This is a genomic window from Solibacillus sp. GQ1, from assembly GCF_059758555.1.
The window spans coordinates 128,830-153,844 of sequence record NZ_JCAXEX010000003.1 but is presented as its reverse complement, the minus strand read 5'-3'; the positions used below and the strand labels follow the sequence as shown (position 1 = coordinate 153,844).

At 40.1% G+C, this 25,015-nt stretch carries 23 protein-coding genes and 1 riboswitch; of the genes, 6 read left to right on the top strand and 17 right to left on the bottom strand.

The window, feature by feature from the left end; translation table 11 throughout:
* The first annotated feature begins 20 nt into the window (after positions 1–20).
* The 3 genes from AC6CH1_RS14985 to AC6CH1_RS14975 all read left to right on the top strand — a co-directional run bounded on the left by AC6CH1_RS14985 (position 21) and on the right by AC6CH1_RS14975 (position 3,396).
* Positions 21–1,190: an acyl-CoA dehydrogenase family protein gene (locus AC6CH1_RS14985; RefSeq protein WP_498318261.1), complete on the top strand. Its 1,170-nt coding sequence runs from the start codon at positions 21–23 to the stop codon at positions 1,188–1,190.
* Between the two features lie 70 nt (positions 1,191–1,260).
* A complete protein-coding gene (locus AC6CH1_RS14980) occupies positions 1,261–2,241 on the top strand; it encodes a VOC family protein (RefSeq protein WP_251690589.1) in 981 nt (326 codons plus the stop codon).
* A 102-nt stretch (positions 2,242–2,343) separates the two neighbouring features.
* The gene (locus tag AC6CH1_RS14975; RefSeq protein ID WP_498318352.1) at positions 2,344–3,396 is read left to right on the top strand and encodes an AbrB family transcriptional regulator; all 1,053 of its coding nucleotides are present in this window, start codon (positions 2,344–2,346) and stop codon (positions 3,394–3,396) included.
* A gap of 280 nt (positions 3,397–3,676) precedes the next feature.
* Here the strand turns inward: AC6CH1_RS14975 and AC6CH1_RS14970 are convergent, their stop codons facing one another.
* The 7 genes from AC6CH1_RS14970 to AC6CH1_RS14940 form a co-directional block, all read right to left on the bottom strand.
* Complete coding sequence (locus AC6CH1_RS14970) at positions 3,677–4,480, bottom strand: carbonic anhydrase (protein ID WP_251690588.1); 804 nt, start codon at positions 4,478–4,480, stop codon at positions 3,677–3,679.
* A 304-nt stretch (positions 4,481–4,784) separates the two neighbouring features.
* A complete protein-coding gene (locus tag AC6CH1_RS14965; protein WP_251690587.1) occupies positions 4,785–5,147 on the bottom strand; it encodes a hypothetical protein in 363 nt (120 codons plus the stop codon).
* A 21-nt stretch (positions 5,148–5,168) separates the two neighbouring features.
* Positions 5,169–5,603 (bottom strand): SgcJ/EcaC family oxidoreductase, encoded by a 435-nt coding sequence (locus AC6CH1_RS14960; protein ID WP_251690586.1) that lies wholly within the window; start codon positions 5,601–5,603, stop codon positions 5,169–5,171.
* 21 nt (positions 5,604–5,624) lie between these two features.
* Positions 5,625–6,119: a GNAT family N-acetyltransferase gene (locus AC6CH1_RS14955; RefSeq protein ID WP_251690585.1), complete on the bottom strand. Its 495-nt coding sequence runs from the start codon at positions 6,117–6,119 to the stop codon at positions 5,625–5,627.
* Between the two features lie 283 nt (positions 6,120–6,402).
* Positions 6,403–7,593 (bottom strand): acyl-CoA dehydrogenase family protein, encoded by a 1,191-nt coding sequence (locus AC6CH1_RS14950; RefSeq protein WP_498318259.1) that lies wholly within the window; start codon positions 7,591–7,593, stop codon positions 6,403–6,405.
* Positions 7,594–7,603: 10 nt separating this feature from the next.
* A complete protein-coding gene (locus tag AC6CH1_RS14945; RefSeq protein WP_427711885.1) occupies positions 7,604–8,776 on the bottom strand; it encodes a saccharopine dehydrogenase family protein in 1,173 nt (390 codons plus the stop codon).
* 89 nt (positions 8,777–8,865) lie between these two features.
* Positions 8,866–10,347 carry an aldehyde dehydrogenase family protein gene (locus AC6CH1_RS14940; RefSeq protein WP_251690582.1) on the bottom strand — a complete coding sequence of 494 codons (1,482 nt, stop codon included), beginning with the start codon at positions 10,345–10,347 and terminating at the stop codon, positions 8,866–8,868.
* 194 nt (positions 10,348–10,541) lie between these two features.
* Between AC6CH1_RS14940 and AC6CH1_RS14935 the strand changes: the two genes are divergently transcribed.
* Positions 10,542–11,339 carry a TIGR00266 family protein gene (locus AC6CH1_RS14935; protein ID WP_251690581.1) on the top strand — a complete coding sequence of 266 codons (798 nt, stop codon included), beginning with the start codon at positions 10,542–10,544 and terminating at the stop codon, positions 11,337–11,339.
* A gap of 55 nt (positions 11,340–11,394) precedes the next feature.
* Here the strand turns inward: AC6CH1_RS14935 and AC6CH1_RS14930 are convergent, their stop codons facing one another.
* The 6 genes from AC6CH1_RS14930 to AC6CH1_RS14905 all read right to left on the bottom strand — a co-directional run bounded on the left by AC6CH1_RS14930 (position 11,395) and on the right by AC6CH1_RS14905 (position 18,077).
* A complete protein-coding gene (locus tag AC6CH1_RS14930) occupies positions 11,395–12,219 on the bottom strand; it encodes an undecaprenyl-diphosphate phosphatase (protein WP_251690580.1) in 825 nt (274 codons plus the stop codon).
* 23 nt (positions 12,220–12,242) lie between these two features.
* Entirely contained in the window at positions 12,243–13,313 is a 1,071-nt protein-coding gene (locus tag AC6CH1_RS14925; protein WP_498318257.1) for a metallophosphoesterase, read from the bottom strand.
* Between the two features lie 107 nt (positions 13,314–13,420).
* On the bottom strand, positions 13,421–13,615 hold the full coding sequence (locus AC6CH1_RS14920) for a hypothetical protein (RefSeq protein WP_498318256.1): 195 nt from the start codon (positions 13,613–13,615) through the stop codon (positions 13,421–13,423).
* 73 nt (positions 13,616–13,688) lie between these two features.
* A complete protein-coding gene (locus AC6CH1_RS14915) occupies positions 13,689–15,884 on the bottom strand; it encodes a sensor histidine kinase (protein WP_498318254.1) in 2,196 nt (731 codons plus the stop codon).
* A gap of 381 nt (positions 15,885–16,265) precedes the next feature.
* Positions 16,266–16,949, bottom strand: a complete 684-nt coding sequence (locus AC6CH1_RS14910) for a response regulator transcription factor (RefSeq protein WP_498318252.1) — start codon at positions 16,947–16,949, stop codon at positions 16,266–16,268.
* A gap of 261 nt (positions 16,950–17,210) precedes the next feature.
* Positions 17,211–18,077 (bottom strand): DMT family transporter, encoded by an 867-nt coding sequence (locus tag AC6CH1_RS14905; RefSeq protein WP_498318250.1) that lies wholly within the window; start codon positions 18,075–18,077, stop codon positions 17,211–17,213.
* Positions 18,078–18,194: 117 nt separating this feature from the next.
* Between AC6CH1_RS14905 and AC6CH1_RS14900 the strand changes: the two genes are divergently transcribed.
* Positions 18,195–18,425 (top strand): MerR family transcriptional regulator, encoded by a 231-nt coding sequence (locus AC6CH1_RS14900; RefSeq protein ID WP_427711873.1) that lies wholly within the window; start codon positions 18,195–18,197, stop codon positions 18,423–18,425.
* Positions 18,426–18,479: 54 nt separating this feature from the next.
* Here AC6CH1_RS14900 and AC6CH1_RS14895 read toward each other — a convergent pair whose 3' ends face one another.
* The 3 genes from AC6CH1_RS14895 to AC6CH1_RS14885 all read right to left on the bottom strand — a co-directional run bounded on the left by AC6CH1_RS14895 (position 18,480) and on the right by AC6CH1_RS14885 (position 21,938).
* Positions 18,480–19,466, bottom strand: coding sequence for a homoserine dehydrogenase (locus AC6CH1_RS14895; protein WP_251690575.1), 987 nt, complete (start codon positions 19,464–19,466; stop codon positions 18,480–18,482).
* Between the two features lie 579 nt (positions 19,467–20,045).
* Positions 20,046–20,444: a hypothetical protein gene (locus AC6CH1_RS14890; protein WP_498318249.1), complete on the bottom strand. Its 399-nt coding sequence runs from the start codon at positions 20,442–20,444 to the stop codon at positions 20,046–20,048.
* A gap of 189 nt (positions 20,445–20,633) precedes the next feature.
* Positions 20,634–21,938 carry an O-acetylhomoserine aminocarboxypropyltransferase/cysteine synthase family protein gene (locus tag AC6CH1_RS14885; RefSeq protein ID WP_498318248.1) on the bottom strand — a complete coding sequence of 435 codons (1,305 nt, stop codon included), beginning with the start codon at positions 21,936–21,938 and terminating at the stop codon, positions 20,634–20,636.
* A gap of 117 nt (positions 21,939–22,055) precedes the next feature.
* Positions 22,056–22,170, bottom strand: a riboswitch (SAM riboswitch).
* Positions 22,171–22,416: 246 nt separating this feature from the next.
* Between AC6CH1_RS14885 and nfsA the strand changes: the two genes are divergently transcribed.
* A complete protein-coding gene (gene nfsA, locus AC6CH1_RS14880) occupies positions 22,417–23,151 on the top strand; it encodes an oxygen-insensitive NADPH nitroreductase (RefSeq protein WP_350480949.1) in 735 nt (244 codons plus the stop codon).
* A gap of 44 nt (positions 23,152–23,195) precedes the next feature.
* Here the strand turns inward: nfsA and AC6CH1_RS14875 are convergent, their stop codons facing one another.
* Entirely contained in the window at positions 23,196–24,875 is a 1,680-nt protein-coding gene (locus AC6CH1_RS14875) for a hypothetical protein (RefSeq protein ID WP_498318246.1), read from the bottom strand.
* Between the last annotated feature and the right edge of the window lie 140 nt (positions 24,876–25,015).

Sequence of the window (25,015 nt, the reverse complement as noted above, 5' to 3'; positions counted from 1 at the left end):
TTTTTGAAAGGAATGATTAAATGGTTACCGTAGTTGAAAATAAAGACCTTTATGAAGAAATAATTCAAAAAGCAAAGCGTATTGGTGAAGCTGCAGAGCTAGAAGCAATTGTAGCCGATCACAACTCGACAATTTCTCCCCGCATAGCTGATATTATCCGGGAGGAGGAAATTCACCGTTTAATTTTGCCTAAAGAATTTGGCTATCCACAACTTGATTGGCGCACATTCGTTGATATGGTAAGTACAGTTGGTTACCACAATCTTTCAGCTGCATGGTTAACGTACTTTTTCTCAGCTCATAACGCTTGGGTGTGCTATTACCCAAAACACATTCGTGATGAAGTCATTAATCAGGGAGGTTTTGTAGCAGACGTATTTGCCCCAATAGGCAAAGTAGAAAAAGCGGAAGACGGTTATCTCGTTTCCGGCAAGTATAATTTTGTAAGCGGTATCAACTATTGTGATTGGGTTGGCGTTGGCGCAATGATGAAATTTGATGACAGTGAAAAACCAGAACGTGTAGGGATTTTACTGAAAGTTTCTGACTTGGAAGTTGTAAAAACGTGGGATTCACTTGGTCTTCGCGGATCAGGCAGCAACACATTAATCGTCGATAACATTTTTGTAAAACCTGATGCCATTTTACGCTTCAGCAAAATTATTGAAAATAGCCAGCCACCATATGAAGATTTTGACCAGAATTATTTATACTACAATACACCATTCTACCCTGGATTCTATGTAGGTTTTGCAGCGATGGCTGTCGGTGGTGCCGAGCGTGTGCTTGATGAATTTGAAAAACATACAGCGGGACGCATACGCTTTTCAGGTGTAAATGAAAAAGAGTCCCCTACCAGCCAACGTGTGCTTTCAGAGCTAAAGCTTGAATTACTTTCTGCCAAAACACTATTAAATGAATATATCAATATGATGCAAACGGATAAAGGTGGTTCCTACGAAGGGGCTAAATATAAAGCGATTCGTGCAAAAGTTATCGATAAATGTACACAGATCGGTGTAAAGTCATTACTTACATTAGGCGGTCATGCGTTATTAAAAGGTCATCCGGTAGAACTATTTACTCGTGACTTGATGGCGATTGCGACCCACATTACTTCTCTCTATGAAGATGGAATTTTAGGTTACGGCAGACACTTATTCGGTGTTAATACAAATATTCAAGGTTAATAGCAGGATTGAAAAAGAAAAGATTCAGATGACCTTTTAAAAAAACTAATATCTTATGAGGTGAATATAAATGGAAAAATTTCTTTACGCACCGGAAATCGCAAAATTAGGGCACGTTGCTTTAGTATCAGAAGACCTTGAAAAATCTTTATGGTTCTTCCGTGACACAATTGGTCTGGAAGAAACAGAAGTTGTAGATGGTGTACACTATTTGCGGGCTTGGGGTGATTTCGAACATCATACATTGTCAATTACAGCCGGTGAGACATCTTATATCGATCATATCGGCTGGCGTACAAAACGACGCGAGGATGTAGCAACATTTGCCCAGTTATTAGAAGATGCAGGTACTGAAGTACGCTGGATAAAAGCCGGTGAAGAGGTTGCACAAGGTGAAGCCATCCGCTTTGAACTACCAAGCGGCCACCGTTTTGAACTTTACTATGATATGGAAAAGACGCCTGCGGATGAATCAAGAAAATCCGTACTTAAAAACCAAACGTATAAATCTTGGGCTAAAGGGGTTTCCCCTCGTCGAATCGATCACGTAAATTTGCAAACTTCTCACGACAATGCTGAAATTGTGCAATATTTAAAAGAAGCATTAGGTTTTAATTTGCGTGAATATTTCGTCAATCCAGATGATGTGCAGGTTGCAAGCTGGTTATCGGTAACAAACTTAGTGCATGACGTTGCAGTTATGTCTACCCCACGTTCAAAAGAGCCAAATGAAATGCACCATATTGCTTACTGGTTAGACAATGCTCAAGACTTGCTGCGCGCTGCCGATATTTTATGCGAAGCTGATGTACAATTCGTAGGTCCAGGGAAACATGGGATTTCACAAGCAATGTATATTTACGTAAAAGATCCAGGAAGCGGTTTACGCCTTGAAATCTTCACAAACGGCTACTTAATCTTCGAACCAGACTGGGAACCAGTAAAATGGACATATGAAGAATACCTTAAAAACGGTTCCGCATATTGGGGAGATCGCCGTCGCGACGATGTTGATCGTGAGGCACAAGTAAAAGAATTAGCGAAATCATAATAACTGTACCACCAGTATTCATAATGATGAAAGCTGGTGGTTTCTTAATAATAATCATAGCTATGTATACTGCTATAGAAAGGGGTGTTACTGTTGAAGGCAATGCTAAAGGTGTTAATTTTATCTTTAATTGGGGGTTATATTTTTAACCTGTTACACATCCCTATTCCATGGATGCTCGGTCCAATAGTTATCGTCATGTTAGCACAATTCATTTATAAAGGACCGCTCAAATGGTCTGGTCAGATGCGAGATGCAGGTGTCGTCATTGTAGGTACCGTGATTGGTATACAATTTAACACTAATCTATTCGGTATGATAGGTTCTATTATATTTTACATGTTACTATTAAATGTTATTTTAATAGGCGGCTCAATCTGTATTGCTTATTTAACAAGCAGATGGGCAAAAATTCCAATGAAAGCTGCGATTCTGGGAGCTATTCCGGGAGGTTTAGGTCAGATTGTTATATTTGCTGAAGAAGAAAAGGTTGAGGAAATCGGCATTATCTCTTATTTTCAAGTAATCCGGCTATTATTGGTCGTTGTATTTGTTCCATTTATCGTTGCTGGTCAGGTAATAAGTAAACCTTCCCCAGATGCTAAGCTAACGATCAGTTTAGTACTGTTAATTATCCTGGCATGGGCATGTTCCCATTTAACGAAACGTATTCATTTACCCGTTGCATTTTTCATTACACCAATTATTTTATTAATTACACTGCAACTCACTACACCACTTGTTATGCCCCAAATACCAGGTGTTGTTATGGATATTGCTCAACTTCTCATTGGTGCACATATTGGTTTAATGCTCAAGCCACATATGATAAAGCTACCAGTACGTGTACTTGCAGGTGGCATTTTCAGCGCATTTGCACTAATTGCGCTAACATTCGGATCAAGTTTCTTGATGTCCTTGGCATTGGATACAACATTTCCCACAAGTTTCTTAAGCACAGCTCCTGGTGGTTTAGATCAAATGGTGTTATTAGCTGATGCTGTTAATGCGGAAGTCTCGCTTGTTTCAATGTTTCAAACCTTTAGACTACTCTTCATATTTTTATTAATCATGCCTTTAATGAAAATATTTTACCGGTGGCGAGAGAAAAAAGAAATTGCTTACAATCAAGAAAATGGTGTCGTTAAGTATTGATTATAATAGAAGAAACTATACCTTATTTAGTGAAGGACTGACAAACGAACCCGTTACACCGGTATGGAATTTGGGTGTACAGGAAAAAATAAACCCTTTCCTGCACATCCAAATCAAAGCTTCATACAAGTCATTAAATTTGACGAGCCTTCCCGGAAAATCGGAGAAGTCAATTACAACAATATTGACACTCCCCCACTCTTTTTTATTGAAATCCTCTATTACGGCTCTGTTCCTCAAAATTTTAATTTTTATGCTTCTCTACCAATTCTTCATTTCTTCAATCTTCATTTTTATTAATTTCCCGTTCATTTATCGGCTGAACAGGACGGTGGTTGTCCGGGAAAATTTGCTGGAATGCCTTTATTTGTGCTTTTGACATTTCAATCGGCTGCTCAAAAATAATCCACTGTACTTCTTCTGTACACGGAGGTGTCGTTAATGAACCAGAGTATTGGAACGTCGTTTCATTTTCTGGCAATAGAGCTTGTAAATCAATTACATGCTTTTCGGAATCACCTTTTACCGCTTTATCTGTCGGCAATCCATTCCACATTGAAGCAAGCAGTTTGTTTTCATTTCCTTCTTGAATCATCAACCCAATAACAGCCAGTTTTCCATTCTCGTCACTATGTACTAGATGCAGTTCCATATCATAGTTTTGACCGTTAAACTGGTGCTCGCTCGGTGTATGGAAATGAAATTGTGAAAGCTTGTACTCATTATTTTCAATGATAATGTGATTGCTTTCTGTTGTTGCATTCGCCTGTATCGTATGACCATTATTTTCGAGTGTAAAAGGTGTTGACTCATAGTGAATCTCACTCTCACCTTTTGATTTTCCATCTGCTTTCACTTCGGGAAACTCAACATTAATCGGCGATTGTTCGCTTCCATTCACACATGTTAAATTGCTGGGATCGAGTTCTCCCCAGCGTTCAGGTCCAGTCGATTCCTCATAAGACCAGTCACTCTGATTAGTGCTTGTTGTAATTACTTCTTTTTCTTCACTTTTTTGTTCCGCGCATGCAGCAAGCATCAAACTTGAGAACATCGCTAAAAATAAGTATCCAAGTTTCTTCATCTTCTGTAGCCCCTCTTATCTCTAGAATAATGAAATTATTCCATATATAATTATTTTATCCAAATAAATATACTGGAATATTAAAATTCGGTTAATATAACCTATTCCTTTATCCATATATAGAATCATAATCTAAACTTCTTTTAGTCATTTATACTTCATTTAGCATTCGCTCTTTCAGCTTATTTATAACTTAGAATGCAAATTTGCTTCATAAAAAAAGAGCATGCTCAGTATACTAAGCTCGCCCTTTTCAACCTATAAATGCATATAAACGTTCCTTGTTGGAGTCATTATTAAATATTTAAAAGCACCACTCGAGAGGTGAGCCATTCGCATAATTCATAAAATAAATTGTAGTATCACCCACTCTGTCCACCCATTCAGTATGCACGGTAGATCCTCTGAAAAATAGATCTGTTACATCAAGAAATTCCTTAGCCAGACCTCTAAAATCTTCTTCATTTTCATCAGTTAAAGGTTCACTAAAGTTCCATTCCAGAAACTTTTCAACAGTACCTCTTAAGAGAAAGTTCGCATATGTGTATTGCGAGCTAATTTGATCTTCCAATTCGTTTACCCGGTCTTGTGCCGGATGTGCAAACCAAATTACACCACATAAAACGACCGCGCCCAGCACTCCCTTACTAATCTTCCAATTAATCATTCCTATCACTCTCCACTAAAACTAAAGCAACTGCCTTAATTCCTCCGTCATTTCCTCCACCAGTTCCGGTCTTCCATGAAACTGTGCAGGAGTATTTTGAAATAGCTCCACCTGCCAGCCGTTGTTCTTTTTCACAGCGACTAGTGTTTGATGGACGTTTACGGTAGGCTCAATATCTGATTTTCCAGAAGGAATCATTCCCGCAATCGCATGGAGAATAGCCGCATCTGTTCCTAGCGACCGTATCTCTTTAATTTTTGTTATATAGGGAGCGGTTGGATGCTCTTCAAAGATAGGGTTAAGATGCGCTAAAATTTCTTCTTTGCCAATTAGCTTACTACCATCAAATCCAATTTGGACTCCCTGTTCTGCAAATTGATCAGACATCCCTTTGGCGTCACGTCTATTCCAGGCATCAATCAGTTTATTATAAAGGTCTTCAACTTCAGTATTCATATTAATTTCTCCTCTTGGATTTTACTGACAAAGCTGCACATTTAATACCATTCGCACTGTTTTTAACGTATAGCCCTCAAATTGATCATCGAACTCTTTTAACACTTGAAAGCCTTTTGCGTCATAAAAGCTCTTGCCAATTTTATTGTCCTTTTCAACATTTATATAAATTTCTTTAATACCATCTATTTCATTAATTCCTTTTTGTAATAAAGCCGAGCCAACCCCTTTTCCTTGGTATTCTGGATAAAGGTAAATAGCCCCTAGTTCAGCTTTCCCTTCTTCATTAACAGGCGAGAAATTCGCGAACCCTATAATATTGCTATCGATTTCAGCTACAAAAAGAAAAGAACGTTCCAATCGTTGTTTCATTCTTTCATCATTGTAGGCCATCTTTAGAAACTTTTCTTGGATTTCCAAAGGAATGATCCCCTCATATGTAGCATTCCAGGATTTTTCCGCCACATCCTGAACTTGTGGAATATCTTCAGCATGCATTGTACGAATTAGTGCCATTTTATTCTCTCCTCCGTAACTCTGATTAGTTTTATAAGTAAATATTAACATGAATTACCAAAACGTAACGAAACCTAACCTAATCCCTCAATTTTACAGACGTTTATTGCTGCATATGTGAAGGTTTATTAGCTAATTTCTAGACGGTATTCGCCATTTTACTTAACATAATCGCCAATTTCTGCAAGCTATTCTCCAAGCCCCATCCAACACAAACGAATCACTAGTCCCCCGCTTGCATACAAAAAAGCGAAAGGTCACAACAACCTTTCGCCTCACCAATTTATTCAAATGGCCAGCTTGGCAGCATACAGCGTAACTTCTTATCTGCACGTTTCCCAAGCACATAATCTGCCTGCATCATTGTATGAATTTCGCGTGTCCCCTCATAAATGACCGGTGCTTTGGAATTTCGTAAATAACGGGCTACTGGATATTCATCGGAATAACCGTATGCCCCGTGGATTTGAACCGCATCATCCGCAGCTTTATTTGCAAAGTCGCATGCCTGCCATTTGGCGAGCGATGTCTCCCTCGTGTTGCGTACGCCTTTATTTTTCAGCACTCCTGCGCGATACACAAGCAGGCGGCTCATTTCGTAGCCAGCTTCCATTTTTGCAAGCATTTGACCGACTAGTTGATGCTCACCAATCGGTTTACCGAAAGTTTCGCGTTCTTTACAGTACTTGACGCTCGCTTCGATACACGCCTGAATTAAGCCGACTGCGCCTGCAGCAACAGTAAAACGGCCGTTATCCAGTGCGGACATTGCAATTTTAAACCCTTCCCCTTCTTCACCGAGTAAGTTTTCTGCCGGAATTTTGACATCCTCAAAGAACAGTTCGCCTGTATTGCCTGCACGAATACCATACTTTCCTTTAATTGCCTTTGAGCTAAACCCAGCCCATTCACGCTCTACGATAAATGCAGAAATCCCATGGTGCGCTTTTTCCTTATCTGTATAGGCAAATACAAGAAAGTGATCTGCGATATCACATAAGGAAATCCAAGTCTTTTGACCGTTCAAAATATAGTAGTCTCCATCACGCTTCGCAAATGAACTCATCGCAGCGACATCCGATCCGGCACCAGGTTCTGTCAGTCCGAATGCGCCAATTTTCTCGCCCTTTGCCTGGGGGAGCAAATATTTTTCCTTCTGCTCTTCTGTGCCCCATTGCATGAGCGTCATACTGTTTAAGCCAGTATGAACGGAAACGGCTGTACGAAATGCCGTATCCCCGCGCTCCAGCTCTTCACAGACAATCGCAAGTGAATTATAGTCCATTCCTGCTCCGCCGTATTTCTCCGGTACACAAACTCCCATTAAGCCCAGTTCGGCAAGTCGCTTCCATAAATTCGGGTCAAAACCGCCGCCTGCATCCCATTCGGCAATATAAGGGATAATTTCTGCATCAACAAATTGTCTTACTGTTTTTCGTAAAAGATTCTGTTCTTCTGTAAATTCGAAGTTCATACCCTCACTCCTACCACTTTACAATCATTGATGAACGGTGTGATGTTTCTTTAATATCCACACCTCGTTTCGCCATTTCCTGAATAAACTCACGACCTGGCACAACCGTTTCCGGTGCAAATACACCACGCTCAACAATCAGTCCCTTACCAATCATTTGGGCCACAATTGAAATCGTATTTGCTGTTGCACGTGCCATCGCCGTCACGTTTTGCTCTGTATCTTTTCTTACGACCATTTCATATTCATACGTAATTTGCTCTTCCGATTTTTCACCTGAAATAATTACACGTAATAGTACTGCATCGATATTATTGCCGATATCCAGTTTTTTCTGTAATACTTCCCTCGTTACTTCTCGGACATTTACTTCACGACCGCCAGCTTCAACTTTATTGTTTTTATCAAGGAAACCTAAATCAGCAAGCAGTTTAAATTGCTCGGCATGACCTTTATAGCGGATTGTTTTGTATTCGAGTGTTTTTACATGAGGAAATGTTTTATATAACGTTGAAATTCCGCCTGATGTATAGAACGCCTCCAATACTCCAAACTCGTCAAAGTAAATCGGCTCCAGTCCTGTTAAAGATTCGACCTCTGTTAGCACACCTTTTTGAATCATTTTCGAAGGCTCTGTATAGTGATCGAATACCCCATCCAGTGAGAACACACGAATATAGTGCAGTGGAGGCTGTGGCGTTGTCGGAATACCACCTACATACAATTTGATTGAATCTACAGAATCAAACTTTGTCGCCCCGTAACCCGTTAAAATATTGATCATTCCAGGTGCTACACCTAAATCCGGAATAATCGTCACGCCATTATCGACTGCCTGACCGTGCAGCTCGAAAATAGATTCTGTAATTCCGCCAATGTGGCCTCCTAAGTCTACCGAATGCACCCCTGCATCGATTGCCGCTTTTGCAACACGTTCATTGAACTTATAGAACAGTGCATTCACTACTACATCACCACGGCTGATGACATCGCGTAATGCTTTGTCGTCTTCAGCATCAAGTTGTATTACTTCCACCTTATCTGTAATCAATGTATTAACAAATTCCTCTGCAGGACCTGTTGAAACATCTGCTAAATAAATCTTTTTCACATCTTCACTACGGACTAAATCGCGCGCTACTTCTTTCCCCATCAACCCTGCACCTAACACTACTACTTTCATGTAAACATCCCCTTTTTTATTAAGTCAATTACGCATTAGCGTGATTGCGTCCAGAATTTTGAGATGTGATGATTCTTAAAAATGAATCATCAAGCGTTATTATCGATTTGGGCACGTTGCAACTTGCCGCTGTAGTCTATATAAATACTCTTCCATTCCGTATACACATCAAGAGCTGCCTGGCCTGAATCGCGGTGACCATTTCCTGTACCTTTCGTCCCGCCAAACGGCAAGTGAATTTCCGCGCCTGTTGTTCCGGCATTTACATAAACAATACCTGTATCAAGCAACTGCTGTGCTTTGAAGATTGTGTTGACATCTTGCGAGAAAATCGAGCTTGATAAGCCAAACTTTACACCGTTATTCACTTCAATTGCCTCTTCCAAACTGCTGACTTCAATAATACTTATGACAGGACCGAAAATCTCCTCTTGTGCGAGAATGCTTGATGCTTCCACATCGGTAAAAATTGTCGGGGCATAGTAATAGCCTTTTGCCAATTCGCCTACAGATAAAATTTCTCCGCCAATCAGCAAATTCGCACCTTGCTGCTTACCGATCTGTACATAATGATTGATTTTTTCCAGTGCAGCCTTATTAATGACAGGCCCTACTTTAACTGAAGGATCCAACCCGTCCCCGATTGTCAGCTGCTTCGTTGCTTCCACAAGACGATTTTCCAATTCCTGTTTTACATTTTTATGCACAATTACACGGCTGCATGCTGTACAGCGCTGCCCAGCCGTACCAAAAGCACTCCATAAAATACCTTCAAGCGCTAAATCCAGATTAGCATCATCCATTACAATGACTGCATTTTTCCCGCCCATTTCAAGCGAAACTTTTTTCAGATGTTTTCCGCCAAGCTCGGCTACTTTGCTTCCTGTCGTTGTTGACCCTGTAAAGGAAATTACACGGATGTCCGGATGCTCGACAATCGCTGTTCCTACTGTAGGACCTGATCCGAATACAACGTTGACGACACCAGGCGGCAAGCCGACCTCTTCATATATTTTGGCAAGCTCGTAAGCCATAAAAGGTGTTTCGTTAGAAGGTTTCCATATAACAGTATTACCGGCTACAAGTGCAGGGAATGACTTCCATGTCGCAATTGCAATAGGGAAATTCCACGGCGTAATGAGTCCTGCCACCCCAATCGGAGCGCGCACACTCATCGCAAACTTATTCGGCAATTCCGACGGGACCGTTTCTCCAAATAAACGTCTACCTTCCGCTGCCATATAAAGCGCCATGTCGATTCCTTCTTGTACTTCTCCGCGCGCTTCTTCAATGACTTTGCCCATTTCCTTCGTTAATATTTGCGCGAGATGTTCTTTCTTTTCTTTCAGTTTAAATGCAATTTCATATAAATAATCTGCTCGTTTTGGCGCAGGGACAAGCGCCCATTCTTTTTGAGCCGCTTTCGCCTTTTGAGCAGCGAGTTCGACTTGGAATTTTGTCGAAAGTGGTATCGTTCCTAACTGTTCACCATTTGCAGGATTGATCACAGGCATCGTTTGCAATGAATCGTCTTCTATCCATTCTCCACCAATAAAATTTAACAGCTTCATTTCTCCACCTCACAAATTCTCATTTACCTTTTAATTATTCGACATTCTCTACTTTATTCCCTTTTTTTCTCAAAAAGAATAACAGAATAATATTATTCAGTGACAAATATTATTTTCACCATTTTGAAACTTTTGGAATCTTCAAGCGTATCTATTATTGTAAATATTAAATTGAATTATAAGGGGACATAAAAATGAAAAATCATGAAATCGACTACGTCTTACACGGCGATGATATGCAGTTTGTAGAGGTAGAGCTTGATCCGCAGGAGACGGTTGTGGCGGAAGCTGGAAGTTTAATGATGATGGAAGATCAAATCCAGATGGAAACCGTATTCGGTGATGGCTCGGCAAATCAGGGCTCCGGGTTGATGGGGAAATTACTTGGCGCAGGAAAACGTTTAATTACAGGCGAAAGCTTATTCATGACGACATTCACTAACAGCGGCATGGGCAAACGTAAAGTGTATTTCGCTTCTCCATATCCAGGTAAAATCATTCCAATGAATTTAAGTGAATTGGATGGCAAAATCATCTGTCAAAAAGATGCATTTCTAGCTGCGGCAAAAGGTGTATCGGTTGGCGTAGAATTCCAGAAAAAATTAGGTACAGGATTCTTCGGTGGTGAAGGATTCATTATGCAAAAGCTTGAAGGAGACGGTATGGCTTTTGTGCATGCAGGCGGTACAATTTATGAACGTAAACTTCAGCCAGGCGAAACATTGCGCATTGATACAGGCTGTCTAGTTGCGATGACACAAGATGTAAACTACAATATCGAAATGGTAAGCGGCATTAAAACGGCTTTATTCGGTGGTGAAGGTTTATTCTTTGCAACGCTTTCTGGTCCTGGTACAGTTTGGGTACAATCATTACCATTCAGCCGTCTGGCAAGCCGTGTGTTTGCTGCAGCACCAGTATCTCAGGGTGGTGGCGGTAAAGATGCAGGTGAAGGCGGCATCGGCGGATTATTTGATCTGTTCAATAAATAAAGGCAAAAAGGAGCTGTCTCGCATATTATTATTGCGAGACAGCTCCTTTTCCTTGTTATACAGCTAAAACGATGATTAATATTAGTGCCAGTACAATTCGATAAATCGCGAATGGCGTTAATTTCACTTTTGAAATCAGCTTCAGGAAGAATTTAATCGAAATAAGTGCAAATACAAATGCGCTCACAAAACCGACTACATAAAACCAAAAGTGATCGGCGTTAATTTGATCCCAGTTCTTAACAAGCGACAAACCGCTTGCCCCTGCCATAATCGGCACGGCCATAATAAACGTAAAGTCCGCTGCAGTTTTATGGTCCAACCCTAGCAATACCCCGCCTGAAATCGTTGAACCCGAGCGTGAAAACCCTGGCCAAAGCGATAAACATTGGATAAATCCAATTTTCAGTGCTTTACTGTACGAAATATCATCCAGTGACGTAATGGCCGGCTTTTTAGGTCCCAATTTATCAGCAATAATCATAAAGATCGCTCCGATAATTAATCCTACAATTACGGTTTTGATGCTGAATAGATTTTCATCGATAAAATCTTCAAACAGTACGCCAAAAATACCTGCTGGAATAATACCGATAATCACATGTCCCAGATTAAAACGAGTCTTTTTCTGTCCTTCTATTTTATATAATCCAACTAAACTTAGTAATCGTTTCCACATAACGAAAACGACTGCCAATATCGATCCTAGCTGAATGACAATTTTAAATGTATTTGCCGAACCTGATCCTAGAAATTCCTTCGTCTGCAACCACATATCATCAACAATAATCATATGTCCTGTTGAGGAAACTGGCGCAAATTCGGTCATCCCTTCGACAAACCCTAAAATTAAAGCTTTTAATAGCTCAATCCATTCCATTTTCTTTTCTCCTTTTTACTTTCTTATTCGCTAAATTTCACTTCTATTACCCATAATTCGGAGCGACTGCCAATACGTGTCGGAGGCCCCCAAAAACCAAAGCCGCTCGAAACAAGCGCATGTAACTGCTCTTTTTTGAGAAGGCCGTAATCCAACTCAAAAGTTCTTTCTGTAATGAGGTGGTTTGGCCACATTTGACCGCGGTGCGTATGTCCCGAAACATGGAAATCCACTCCTAAACGAGCCGGCTCATCCATATCCAGCGGCGTATGGTTCATAACAAACCAAGGCAAGTTTTCCTTTTCGGGCTGCATCTCTTTTAAGGCTAAACGGTTTTTGTTCGTCACGTCTTCCCGCCCTGTTAAATAAAAACGATTCGCCACTAAAATTGTTTCATCCATTAAGATTTTAACGTTTGCTTCAGCCATTTCCTTTTTAAATTCCGGTATTTCGTTACCGTAATATTCATGGTTACCCAGTACTCCGTATACACCATATGTTGCCTTTAAATTTTTCATCACTTCGCCCATGTCTTTTTCGACAAAGCGCTTTGGACTATCATCGACAATATCACCCGGAAGAAGCACTAAATCAGGATTTTGTTCATTGGAAAGCGCAACAAATTTCTCCAAATGTCCTTTCCCTGACAACAAACCGAGGTGGAAATCCGATGCCATAACGATACGCATATCATCTCCAGGTTTATCGATGTTGATTGTCGCATTTCGAACTACCGGTGAATAAGCAAAATATGTACCTGCAATCAATAAAACAACGAGTAAACCAACAACCCCTGTACCGACCATTTTCGTTGTAAGCGGTGTAAGTCTGATGATTAAGTTGGCGATGATACAAAGGAAGAGCCCGTACTGCAAAAAGAACATCCAATAGCTGCCGAGCACCGAGAATGGCATGAACAGTGGATGGAGCTTTCCTATAAAATAACCGTATGATACGAGAAACAGCACTGTCCAATAAATAATCGGCCAGCGAAATTGCTGAATCGACAACAGCCATGCCCTAAAATTCCAGCCAAGATAAAAAGTGAGACCACTGTATATCGCTAATGCTACTATGCCTAAAAGTATACGCATCGTAATGTTGCTCCTAACTTATTTTTTATCTACAATGTGCTATTTTACTATATTTTGGACTTATGGCGTTAGTCAATAATATTATCATCTTTTAATTTCAAAGACGATTAGTTGAGGTTTTCTAATAAATTCGATTTTTTTCTAATATGGCATTCACTTGTTCTAATAAAACCGGGGTTTTCTAATATCATCGCCGGATTTTCTAATATGTGCATGAACTTTTCAAATAACAGATCCGTACTTTCAAATATCCGATCCACTTGTTCTAATAAAAACTTTCTTTCTTCTAATAAATCCTGCACGCCCGCTACACCCGACCCAACAAATATAAAAAACTACAGCAAGGCACACACCCCTCGCTGCAGTTTTCATTCCTTATTTATCTGTTGGAATACTAACCGTCACTTTAAACAGATCCCCATCAACTGCGATGTCCAATTGCCCGTCATGCAAATCAACAATTGACTGTGCAATGGCTAGCCCCAGCCCTGAACCTTCTGTATGACGTGATGTATCGGCACGTTTGAAACGCTCGATTAATTGGGAAGCTTCTTCGTTCAGCTCGTATTTCGCGACATTTTTCACAGTCAATTCGGCATTCCCCTCATACGACTTCAAGTTGACGTAAACACGTGTGCCTTCCAACGAATATTTACGTGCGTTAATAATTAAGTTATCAATGACACGCCACCATTTTTGCCCGTCCACACGAGCATAAATCGGCTGTTCAGTGATATTGATACGTAAATCCAAATTGGCTGCTGCAAAGTCTTCTCCATGCTCACCGACCGCCTGCTGCAACAGTTGTGCTAAGTCGATGCGCTGTTTCGTAATTTCTACATTGCCGCTTGCCATTTTCGATACTTCAAATAAATCTTCAATTAATGTTTTTAAACGATTCGATTTCGCATCTAAAATGTCGATATATTTTTTTCGCTCTTCCTCTGTGATTGCTGGATTTTTCAGTAAATCCGTATACGTAATAATTGATGTGAGCGGTGTACGCAAATCATGGCTGACATTCGTAATGAGCTCTGTTTTCATCTGCTCACTTTTTGCCTGTTCATTCATACTGTTACGGACACCTTCACGAAGCCCATTTAAATTTTCGGCGTGTCTTGCTAAAGGAGATTTCCCTTTCACCTTTAAATCTTTTGTGAGACGGCCATGTGCCATGTTTTCAGTATGTTGCATAATACGGTTCAGGTAGCCCATACGACGCATGAACATATAGAGTGCCGGAATAAAGAACACTACAAATAAAAACATATAGAACAGGAAAACACCGAAACTGCCTGCTGTCATAACAACGGCAAATCCAAAGCCTCCAAGGAAAACAACAAGAAGCAATATTAGTGACTGCATCCCGATTGAACGATTTTCAAACATTGAGATAGCACCATCTACAAACTTCGCCGTAAATGTCTCCGGCCAGATTTTCTCCAAGTCACGCTGCCCTTTTAAACTTACCCATATTGAAACAACCATAAAGACGATTGCAACAATAAGCGCAAAACTGATAACGCCTGTCACGATAAAATCCGTAAGAAAACCCGAACGATTATCCGTATAATGATAAATTAGCGTCTGTATGGATCTTGTAAAAGAACCATTAAATATAAATGCAAAGTATGTTGCAATAAGAGTTGCTACGATTCGAATATCAATAGGGAAACGTTCAAATAGTTCACGTAGCTGGAACTGGCGATTGAACTGTTCAAGCTTTGGTTTTAAAGAAGTCATTAATAAAATAAAACTGATAATCCCTGCAAGAATAATGCCGTAATACACATATTTCGTAATGATAAACGCACTTTTTTCATTGCTTATATGAGTGTTTGCGATCCAACTAGCCGGCACAGTTACAACACCTGAAATATCCGATAAATCCTGCTCAAGTGTATAGCTATCTTGCAGAATCCCCATGCTATCATACTCATAATAATTAAGCGGATAGAGACCTGAGAGGCTTTTCCCTACATTGTTAACTGTTTTTTTAAAGACACTCTTTTCACTAATATCGCCATTACGGTAAACTTCTCCGGTTTTTTCATCTTTAAATTCATAAGCAAAGTAATCGTATTTGCTCAAAACTTCTTTCTTTTCTCTTTCAATTTCTTTAAGCTTCTGCTGAATTGCTTTTTTCTTAATTACTAGTATTTTTTCTTTTACATATTCATCATCTTCAAAGTTTTTCTTAATGTCGGCAATCTTGGCGTCACGTTCTTGTTCAATTGCCTCGATTACTTCCTGATCTTGTGTTCCATCTATTTCGCTTGCATACTGCTCTTTAATATTTTGAATTTGCTCAGCAAGGGAACCGTAATATGTACGGTAATCCTCAATTTCCTCAACCGATACTGTTAAAGCCCCTTTAAATTCTTCTTCCGTCGGCGTGTTAAACACATACTGCGAGAACTCATATACTAAGTTCTCTGCTTCATTGTTATAATTTTGCGATTCATAAAAAGTTTTTCCTAAATAACGACCGCCATTAGTAAAAATTAAACTTACTGCAGTTACTACTACAAACATAAGAAAAAGCTGGAGGTATAATTTATTGTTTTTCATTTTTCCTTCCTCCTCACTTAATTATCAATTTCGCCTCGGCGTAATTGCGTCCAGATTTTTTAGGCCCACAGGATGTGGGTTAGTCAGCCGTTGTCACACGATGTGACGTATTTAGGCTGACTTCATTGTCCCTTTAAAAATCTGTGACATCCGCCAGGGGCTTATCTTCATTCAGCAGGCTATCGAAGTACCCGTTGCATCAAATAAAACAAGTATTCCTTACCCGCTTATAAAAATGTTTGTATTCCGCTGAATGAAGATAAAAAATATAGGAATTGCTTTACTAAGGGAACGAATCGCCCTGTCAAATAGTCGATAAAATAAGTCCCGATAAAATAAAAACCGATCACCGCGCCGAGAGCTCCAACCCAAGAGAAAATTTTACTTTTCAATTTTATAACCCAATCCCCACACCACTTTTAAATAACGAGGATTTTTCGGATCGGCTTCGATTTTTTCACGGATTTTCCTGATATGCACGGCAACAATATTTTCTGCGTTATACGCGGGTTCATTCCATACAAGTTCGTAAATATCGCTGATTGAATAGACGCGCCCCGCATTTTTTAGTAGAAGCTCAGTTATTTTATACTCAGTCGGTGTCAGTTTGACAGGTTCTCCGTCCACACGGATTTCCCGCGCTGCAGCGTCCAGCTCCAGTCCTTCAACAAGCGGAGCGGCTCCTGCCGTGCCGAAGTTGACATAGCGTCTTAGCTGGGACTTGACGCGTGCCATCAATTCAAGCGGGTGGAACGGCTTTGTAATATAATCGTCCGCACCTACTGAAAGCCCATGAATTTTATCGCTTTGTTCCGCCTTTGCACTGAGCATAATAATTGGGATATTGCGTTCTGCACGAATTTTGAATGTGGCGGTAATCCCATCCATCTTCGGCATCATGATGTCTAAAATCATACAGTGCACTTCATTTTGTTCAAGCAGTTCGATTGCCTCAAGCCCGTCTGCCGCTTTTAACACCCGGTAACCTTCATTTTTTAAATAAATTTCTATGCCGTCCCGGATGTCCTGATCGTCATCTGTTACGAGCACCGTCAGCTGATTCATCTTGCTCACCTCACAACTTTTTCTTATAAGTTTATAATAAAGCCCATTTCTTAACATCTAACTACTGAAAATCTGAAGAAATTCTTAAGATTTCTTCTTTAAATTAAAAGAGATTCCACTTTATATGCAATGTTTTCTACTTTCCCTGCGTTAGGTACTACTTTCCATTCAAAAAGTTCAACTTCGCCCACAGAACTTTCCACTTTATGGACAGTTTGTTCCACTTTCACCGCGTACTTATGACAATAAAAAAACTGCCTCCTATGAAGCAGCTTTCTTTGTGCCGAATGTTAGCACAACTATTCCACCTAATAATAAACTAACACCGATCCAAGCAACAAATGTTAAATGTTCCCCTACTAAAAACACACCCAGTAATGCAGCTGTTAAAGGTTCGGCTAAGCTTAATGTCACTGCGGCTGACGAACTGATTTTCTTTAAGCCGCCCAAAAATAATATGTATGCCAAACTTGTAGCAGCAAGTGCCATAAAAAGAATCGGCCAAATATTTACGCCTTCTGTCAGCCAGCCAAACCCGTCTTTTGCTGCGAGCGGCAACAAAAATAATGCGCAAATGGAAAAAGTCATCGCTACAGCAGGCAATGTTTCTTCCCGTTTCATCAACTGCTTACTCACATTCGTATAAAGCGCAAACATGGAACCTGCAGCCAATGCTAACCCTATGCCAAGCGGGTTGATCGCCGCCTCACCTTGATTCATAAACAATAGCAAGCAGCCGACAATGGCGAGCACTGTCGCAATTGCCCATACGAACGTTGGCCGGACTTTCCAAAAGACCCACTCGATGAATCCCGCAAATACTGGTGCACTTCCGATTGTCACAACCGTCCCTACTGCAACCCCTGTAAAGCGAACAGATGTGAAAAAAAGACTTTGGAATAAAGCAATTGCAATCGCTGCTAAAATGGTCCACTTCCATGACCAGTTACGGAATGAAATTTTTCTCATTAAAAGAACCGCCAGCAGCAGCACCCCGCCGCCAATACCAGACCTTACACCCGCTACCGCAAAGGAAGAGATCCCTTCCGATAAAAAAGTTTGTGTTGTCCCGACCGTCCCCCAAAGCATAGCGGCCAGCAGCACAAACAGATACGGTAAAATATTCACATCCCACACCCCATTTTTATTAATTATGCTATCATACGTTGTAAGTCTATTCGAGATGAAGTTTTATTAAAATCGATTTATAATAAGATTAACTAAAACTAAAAAGGAGGCATCATGATGTATAAAACGGTAGAACAAACTGCAGCGGAGATAGGCATGCCTGAACATCAGGTTTTACAGTACATTTATGCTGGTCGCATTAAAGCAGTGCATGATGGTGAACACTTTTTAATTAATAGTGCGCAATTTGATACGTACCATCAGCAACTCGAACGAATTAAAGAAGAGATCGAAATCTGGAAGAACACGCCGATTCCCGAAGATGTCGATATAAAAGATGAAGACTAAAAGAAAAGAAGCGAATTCGTTCATCGAGTTCGCTTCTTTTTTAATCTCTTCTTATTATATAGTTACTGTAAACCCCGCACGTTTACCAATAATTTCAGCGTAATCCTCTACCATTACACTTGCAGTCGGATACATCCCCGCTCCTGGCCCAATTACAGATAATGTTCCAATGTAGTTTGTCTCCATCGTTACTGCATTAAACACATCGTCAACGGGATAAAGCGGATGTTCATTGTTCACTAGTAGTGGTGCCACTTTTGCCTGAATCGTACCATCTTCAAGTTTTTCCACTTCCGCCACATGACGATAGCGAAGACCTTGCGCTGTTGCTTCCGCTACTTGTTCTGATGAAATTGTATCAATTCCGATTACTTCTACATCTGCCCAATTTGGCTGTTCTCCAAATGCAAGGCTCGATAAAATCATAAGCTTTTTAAATGCGTCCTGACCCGATACATCATTAAATGGATCGGCTTCAGCATAGCCTAATTGCTGTGCTTCTTTTAATGCTTGTTCAAAGCTCCAGCCTTCCGCACGCATTTTTGTTAAAATATAGTTTGTTGTTCCATTTAAAATTCCTTGAACACAGCTTACTTCGTTGACAAGAAGAATGTTTTTCATTGTTTTAATAATAGGCACACCGCCTGCTACCGTTGCCTCAAAGCCTACGAAAACACCATTTACTTTCGCCAATGCTTCGAGCTCCTCACCCCGTTTTGCAAGCATTACTTTATTCGCTGTAATGACATGGCATTTTGCCTCAACAGCGCGCTTTAAGTAAGTGAATGCAGGCTCTTCATTTACAATCGCTTCAAATACAACTTGCAGATTATTTTCCGCCAGTACGTCATCCATTGATTCCGTCATTAAATGTTTTGTGCCCGGTACACGCTCACGGCTTGCATCGGTTACTAAAATCTTCGCGACCTCTAGTTCAACACCTAGCTTTTCGCGAAGCTCCTGCCTCTTTTCATTTAAAATATGGTAAATCCCCTGACCTACTGTGCCAAATCCTAAGATCGCTGCCTTGATTGTTGCCATTGCCTTTCTCCTCCAAATTCTTAACACACATATATTAACGAATAATTCAAAAAATTTATCTTAAAGAAAATTCTATCCTATATAATACATGAAAACAAGGGAAATCTCGCCTAGAAGGACATTTGTTTACTGTAAACGGTCAATATTCATCCAAATTTTATTTTTTAAGAGCTAATTTGGAGACTATGATGTTAATATTTCCAGTCACTACTTGTGTTTGGGGCTAAGCAGTTGAGAGAGTTTTGTTATGTTCTAATATATTCGGAAATCGTCTAATATATTTTGAAATGTTCTAATAAAATTACGATCTTCTAATATACCCGTTCAACTTTCTAATATGGGCCGTAATGTTCTAAAAGAACGTTAACACCTGTTTCAGCACCCATTTTTTGCCCCCAAAAATGCGTACCCAATCTCCAAGTTCACCCAAATTCTAATAACATCAACATTTCTTCTAATATCCCCAAAATTTCTTCTAATAATCGTTTTCATACTTCTAATAAACCATATACACCGTGTAAAAAATCACCAAATAAAAAAAACACTAGCAAGGGGGCTCGCTAGTGTTCCGGAATTATTTTATACTGCCACGTTTACATCATTATAGGCCCGTAAACGATAGGCAGTTAAAATCTTGGTCATGACGATTTCCTCTTTTGCCGAGTAGTCAGGGACCGCGTATGGGCGCTCCACTAACTGAAATTCACCATATTTTAAGAACCACTCTCTGGCTGGCGATAAAATATGGGCTGTACCATGAATTTTGTATTCCTCGGCAACTTCTTTTACAACATAACCTGCTGTGGTAAGATCGTGAGCTTGTTCAGAGAAGGCACTGTGTCCAAAAACATGCTGCCACATCGTATTCACATCCGCCAAAATTTGCTGGATAGCGCAAGCGTTCACAAATTCCTTTACGTCATTAAGTTCATAAATAATATAGGCTGCAATGTTTTGTGCACTGTATACTTTCCCCATGTTGAACAACTCCTTTTCTTCCAATGATGCTGCAACATCACTTTAAATTTTTCCGGTTGGTAATATTATTATCCCAATTGTATTACTTGGTATTAAATTTGTCAATAAAACTTATAAAAATAGTAGGGATTAATTTTCTAAAAATTGCTTAGCTTCTCGAATGGGAAAAGCTAAGCCTTTTTTAAAGGTTTATGCGTTTGTTTCTGCGCCTACTTCAGCCGCAACTTTCGCTAATGCCTGTTCTAAATCTGCGATAATATCTTCTGCTGCTTCTAACCCGATTGATAAGCGAATGAGCTCTTCCGATACGCCGGCAGTTTTTAGTTCTTCAGCAGATAACTGTTGGTGCGTTGTGCTCGCAGGGTGGATAATCAATGAACGGGCATCCCCAACGTTTGCTACGTGTGAAAACAATTCTACGTTATCGATTACTTGGCGACCGGCTTCGCGTCCACCTTTAATGCCGAACGTAATGATAGATCCAAAGCCGTTTTTCAAGTACTTTTTCGCCAAATCATGTGTCTCAAAATCTTCAAAGCCGTTGTAATTTACGTATTCCACAAATGGGTGGGCTCTTAAATACTCGGCAACTTTTTGTGTATTTTCATTGTGACGGACAATACGCAAATGAAGCGTTTCAAGTCCTTGCAGGAAGTTAAATGCCGCGTCAGCAGATAATGTTGGACCAAAATCACGCAATAGTTGAACACGAAGCTTTGTCGCAAATGCAGCGCCTGCTGTGTCAATCCCGTAGCGTAGACCATGGTAAGAAGTATCCGGTTCTGTAAATCCTGGATGTCTTCCTTGTGTCCAGTCGAACTTCCCTGCATCAACGACAATCCCGCCGATTGTCGTTCCATGACCACCAATCCATTTTGTTGCAGAATGGATGACAACATCCGCACCGAATTCAATCGGATTACTTCCGTATGGGGAAGCAAATGTGCTGTCGATTAATAAAGGAAGACCATTGTCATGAGCGATGTTTGCTACCGCTTCAATATCCAGTACTTTCAAGCTTGGATTTCCGATAATTTCAGCGAAGATTGCTTTCGTTTTATCCGTGATTGCCGCCTGGAAGTTTGCAGGATCTGATTCATCCACAAATTTTACTGTAATGCCGTAGCGAGGCAATGTAGTGGCGAATAAATTGTAAGTCCCACCGTAAAGTGAACCTGCCGCAACAATTTCATCCCCTGCACCGGCAACGTTTAAAATCGAAAATGCTACTGCTGCTGCGCCAGATGAAAGCCCTACTGCTGCTGTACCCCCTTCTAATAAAGCAACCCGTTCTTCAAATGCCCCGACTGTCGGGTTCATAATACGAGAATAAATATTGCCTGTTTCCTGTAATGCAAATAGACGTTGCGCATGAGCTGTGTCATTAAATGCATAGGCTGTTGTGCGGTAAACGGGAACTGCAATTGCACCTGTTACCGGGTCTGGCTTTTGTCCCCCGTGTAATAATAAAGTTTCTGGTCTTAAATTTGTCATTTTATTACCCCCAAAAATTTAATCGATGGTGAAATCGGTGTTTTTTGAGGAGGATTTTTTAAATGAAAAAAACCCTCTTCAGTTAAGAAGAGGGTTGCGCATGAGCAAGTTTGCCTCCTCTTATCTTTCAAAATGATTGTCCATTTTGTAGGAATTAGCACCTTAGTCAGTTCATCACTTACTGGTTGCCGGGCATCTCAGGGCCTATTCCCTCCGCCGCTCTTGATAAGAGTTATGTGATTTGTGTTCCATCGTTGAGTCTCAGTATAAAACATACTAATCCGATATGTCAACACAAAAAAATTAAAATTTTCAGATTTCTATTCAGATTACTCTTATCTGTATTTAACGATATGCAAAAATTCCTTCTCTATGAATTGAACAGACGTTAATAATCGACTTCAAGTAAAATATTGACTAAAATAAGCTTGAAGGCTATATATTTAAGTTTTTTATTACATATAAGGGAGATGTTCACGTGAATACAAAAGAATTATTACGCAGTCATACATCTGTTCGTAAATATACAGGTGAGGAAATTTCTAAAGAAACTGTCATCGATTTAATCGAAACTGCACAAATGGCGGCAAGTTCGCATTTTGTACAGGCCTACAGTGTCATTTGGGTAACGGATGAGGAAAAGAAAACGAAGCTTGGTGAACTGTCTAAAAATGAATTCCAGTTCAAAACAGCGGGCGCCTCTTTCTTGTTTTGCGTAGATTTCAAACGTTTGCAAGTAGCCGGTCAAAAACATGGGGTTGATATTTCTGCTGACACGGCTGAAAACGTGCTTGTAGGGGTAGCAGATGTTGCATTATTTGCCCAAAACTTTGTTATTGCAGCTGAATCAATGGGTTACGGCATTTGCTATATCGGTGGTGCCCGTACAAATCCTAAGGAAATCAGCGAGCTGTTCAATTTACCGGAATACGTTTTCCCATTATTTGCGATGACGATCGGTACACCGACAAAACGCAATGAAACAAAACCGCGTTTACCGGTAGCTGCGGTATTGCATGAAAATGGTTATGACGTTGATAAGTACGAGACGCTGCTAGATGAGTACGATGGAATTATGGAAGACTATTACAGCAGCCGATCTTCGAATCAGAAGACTGCAACATGGACGAAACAAATGGCTGATTACTTAGTTGAACAAAACCGTCCGCATATTAAAGACTTCCTTGCTTCACAAGGCTTTACTTGGAAGTAAGCTAATAAAAAGGAGTATGCCGCAAAATGGCATACTCCTTTTATTTATTTCAACCCTTCAATTTGCAATGCTTTTACAGGCTGGAAATCTTCTCCTGTTTTCGCGTACGTTATCGTCGCCTGGTCACCTTCTTGCAAGTATATTGCAAACGGTGCAACTTCCGTAGAAACGATGAAGTTTTCACCTGTGTTCGCCAGGAAGGATACAATTGTGAAATCACCTACACGCTCTTTATAAACACGCACGACTTTTACCGTCGCTTTGGCCTCTTCGGCATTCGAAGTACCATCTACCGTACTGCCGCCACGGCTTAACGCTGTTTTATAAAGTCTTAACGCTTCATTTGGTGTTGTACCATATGCCGAAATTTCAGGATTTGCTGCTGACACGATAAAGTAATTTTGCAGGAATCCGTTCGCATCAAGTACAGCTGACAGCCAGCTCGCTTCACCGTAGAAGTTATAAAGGATCGGCATTTCGCCCTCCCATTCTTTTTCGATGAATTTTTTCTCGATAATTTCAAGAGCCCCTTGGGAATCCATATAAGACTCTTCCAGATTTCCAGTATAGTACGTTGCTTCACCAGTACGTGCATGTGTTAATGCATAACCAAGCATCGAGTCAACGCCCTCTTTTGGACTTGTAAAATCAGTGAAATAATACATTTCCCCATCTTCCATAAAGATCGGACTTACATTTGCTTCCGTACCTTCATCACTCGGTAACTTAACATCCTTTTTACCGACAAGACTATTCCAGAAGCCGTGTACATAGTTACCGAAATAACTGTTTTGCAAACTTACTGCTTCCGGTGAGACAGCACCGTCAATAAATGCCGGTACATCTGCAATCGCAATTTTCTCTGTTGCACCCGTCTCCGCATCAACAAGCACAATCCCTTTTACATCAAAGCCGTTACGAGCAGAAATGAATTCCCCGTAAGAACGGATGTAATATGGTTTTCCATCTTCATCAATTTCCAGCTGCGGATCTCCATAGAAAATTAATGATGGATTTTGAAGACGAATATGACGCTCCAGGTTTTTATTTAAATAAGCAGATGGAACATAGCTCATTTCTGCCTTCACAAACTTTGGATTATCGCTTGAGTCAGTAGCACTCATCGTGAAATATCCTGGAGTTGTTTTTCCGTTAAACCACTTAAAGAATCCTGAAAACTCTACAGGTGCAATGTAAACATACTGATCATTTACTTTTTGAATTTGCAGATTTCCTAATTCATAATAGCTCGTGTTTGGCACCTGTCCAAACGCTTTTTTCATTTTGTTTTCAACAAATTTCGGCGGTACACTTGCCGGTGTTTTCGTCTCATCAAACGCCGAAATTTCCGTCTTTTCCTTCATTTCTGAAGACTTGAATTTTTCATCTGCATTTAAAAATGGTGCACTTACTAAATAGCCGATCCCAATAATGCTGACAAGCACGATCGCAGATTTAATTTTTTGCTCCTTACCGACTGCAAATATCGCGCCAATAATCGCTACAACAGGTATTACGTATAAAAAAATCGTCCAGCTTAGATCGATTTTAGAAATATATACTGTTAAAAATACTGAAATAAAACTTACTATAAATGTTGTAATGAATAAGCTCGTAAATGTTTTTGATGAAAGCTCCTTATTGCGAACTTTTTTTGATAACGGCATTAATAATAATGTGATCAAAAGTGATCCAATTGCCGTTATTAGCAATAATTGTCCCATAACAATCACCCTCTCTTACTTACTATGTACGAATAACCCTTCAAAAAGATTCATAAACAAGTAAAATCGCATAATTTCTGGCATAATAGAGCATATATTGTATTTTTATGAAATCATAGTTTGGTTGTTTAGTAATTATA

Excerpts from the sequence above, each read along its gene's own strand:
- AC6CH1_RS14985 (WP_498318261.1), top strand. The coding sequence starts at position 21 with ATGGTTACCGTAGTTGAAAATAAAGACCTTTATGAAGAAATAATTCAA.
- AC6CH1_RS14980 (WP_251690589.1), top strand. The coding sequence starts at position 1,261 with ATGGAAAAATTTCTTTACGCACCGGAAATCGCAAAATTAGGGCACGTT.
- AC6CH1_RS14975 (WP_498318352.1), top strand. The coding sequence starts at position 2,344 with ATGCTAAAGGTGTTAATTTTATCTTTAATTGGGGGTTATATTTTTAAC.
- AC6CH1_RS14970 (WP_251690588.1), bottom strand. The coding sequence starts at position 4,480 with ATGAAGAAACTTGGATACTTATTTTTAGCGATGTTCTCAAGTTTGATG.
- AC6CH1_RS14965 (WP_251690587.1), bottom strand. The coding sequence starts at position 5,147 with ATGATTAATTGGAAGATTAGTAAGGGAGTGCTGGGCGCGGTCGTTTTA.
- AC6CH1_RS14960 (WP_251690586.1), bottom strand. The coding sequence starts at position 5,603 with ATGAATACTGAAGTTGAAGACCTTTATAATAAACTGATTGATGCCTGG.
- AC6CH1_RS14955 (WP_251690585.1), bottom strand. The coding sequence starts at position 6,119 with ATGGCACTAATTCGTACAATGCATGCTGAAGATATTCCACAAGTTCAG.
- AC6CH1_RS14950 (WP_498318259.1), bottom strand. The coding sequence starts at position 7,593 with ATGAACTTCGAATTTACAGAAGAACAGAATCTTTTACGAAAAACAGTA.
- AC6CH1_RS14945 (WP_427711885.1), bottom strand. The coding sequence starts at position 8,776 with ATGAAAGTAGTAGTGTTAGGTGCAGGGTTGATGGGGAAAGAAGTAGCG.
- AC6CH1_RS14940 (WP_251690582.1), bottom strand. The coding sequence starts at position 10,347 with ATGAAGCTGTTAAATTTTATTGGTGGAGAATGGATAGAAGACGATTCA.
- AC6CH1_RS14935 (WP_251690581.1), top strand. The coding sequence starts at position 10,542 with ATGAAAAATCATGAAATCGACTACGTCTTACACGGCGATGATATGCAG.
- AC6CH1_RS14930 (WP_251690580.1), bottom strand. The coding sequence starts at position 12,219 with ATGGAATGGATTGAGCTATTAAAAGCTTTAATTTTAGGGTTTGTCGAA.
- AC6CH1_RS14925 (WP_498318257.1), bottom strand. The coding sequence starts at position 13,313 with ATGCGTATACTTTTAGGCATAGTAGCATTAGCGATATACAGTGGTCTC.
- AC6CH1_RS14915 (WP_498318254.1), bottom strand. The coding sequence starts at position 15,884 with ATGAAAAACAATAAATTATACCTCCAGCTTTTTCTTATGTTTGTAGTA.
- AC6CH1_RS14910 (WP_498318252.1), bottom strand. The coding sequence starts at position 16,949 with ATGAATCAGCTGACGGTGCTCGTAACAGATGACGATCAGGACATCCGG.
- AC6CH1_RS14900 (WP_427711873.1), top strand. The coding sequence starts at position 18,195 with ATGTATAAAACGGTAGAACAAACTGCAGCGGAGATAGGCATGCCTGAA.
- AC6CH1_RS14895 (WP_251690575.1), bottom strand. The coding sequence starts at position 19,466 with ATGGCAACAATCAAGGCAGCGATCTTAGGATTTGGCACAGTAGGTCAG.
- AC6CH1_RS14890 (WP_498318249.1), bottom strand. The coding sequence starts at position 20,444 with ATGGGGAAAGTATACAGTGCACAAAACATTGCAGCCTATATTATTTAT.
- AC6CH1_RS14885 (WP_498318248.1), bottom strand. The coding sequence starts at position 21,938 with ATGACAAATTTAAGACCAGAAACTTTATTATTACACGGGGGACAAAAG.
- AC6CH1_RS14875 (WP_498318246.1), bottom strand. The coding sequence starts at position 24,875 with ATGGGACAATTATTGCTAATAACGGCAATTGGATCACTTTTGATCACA.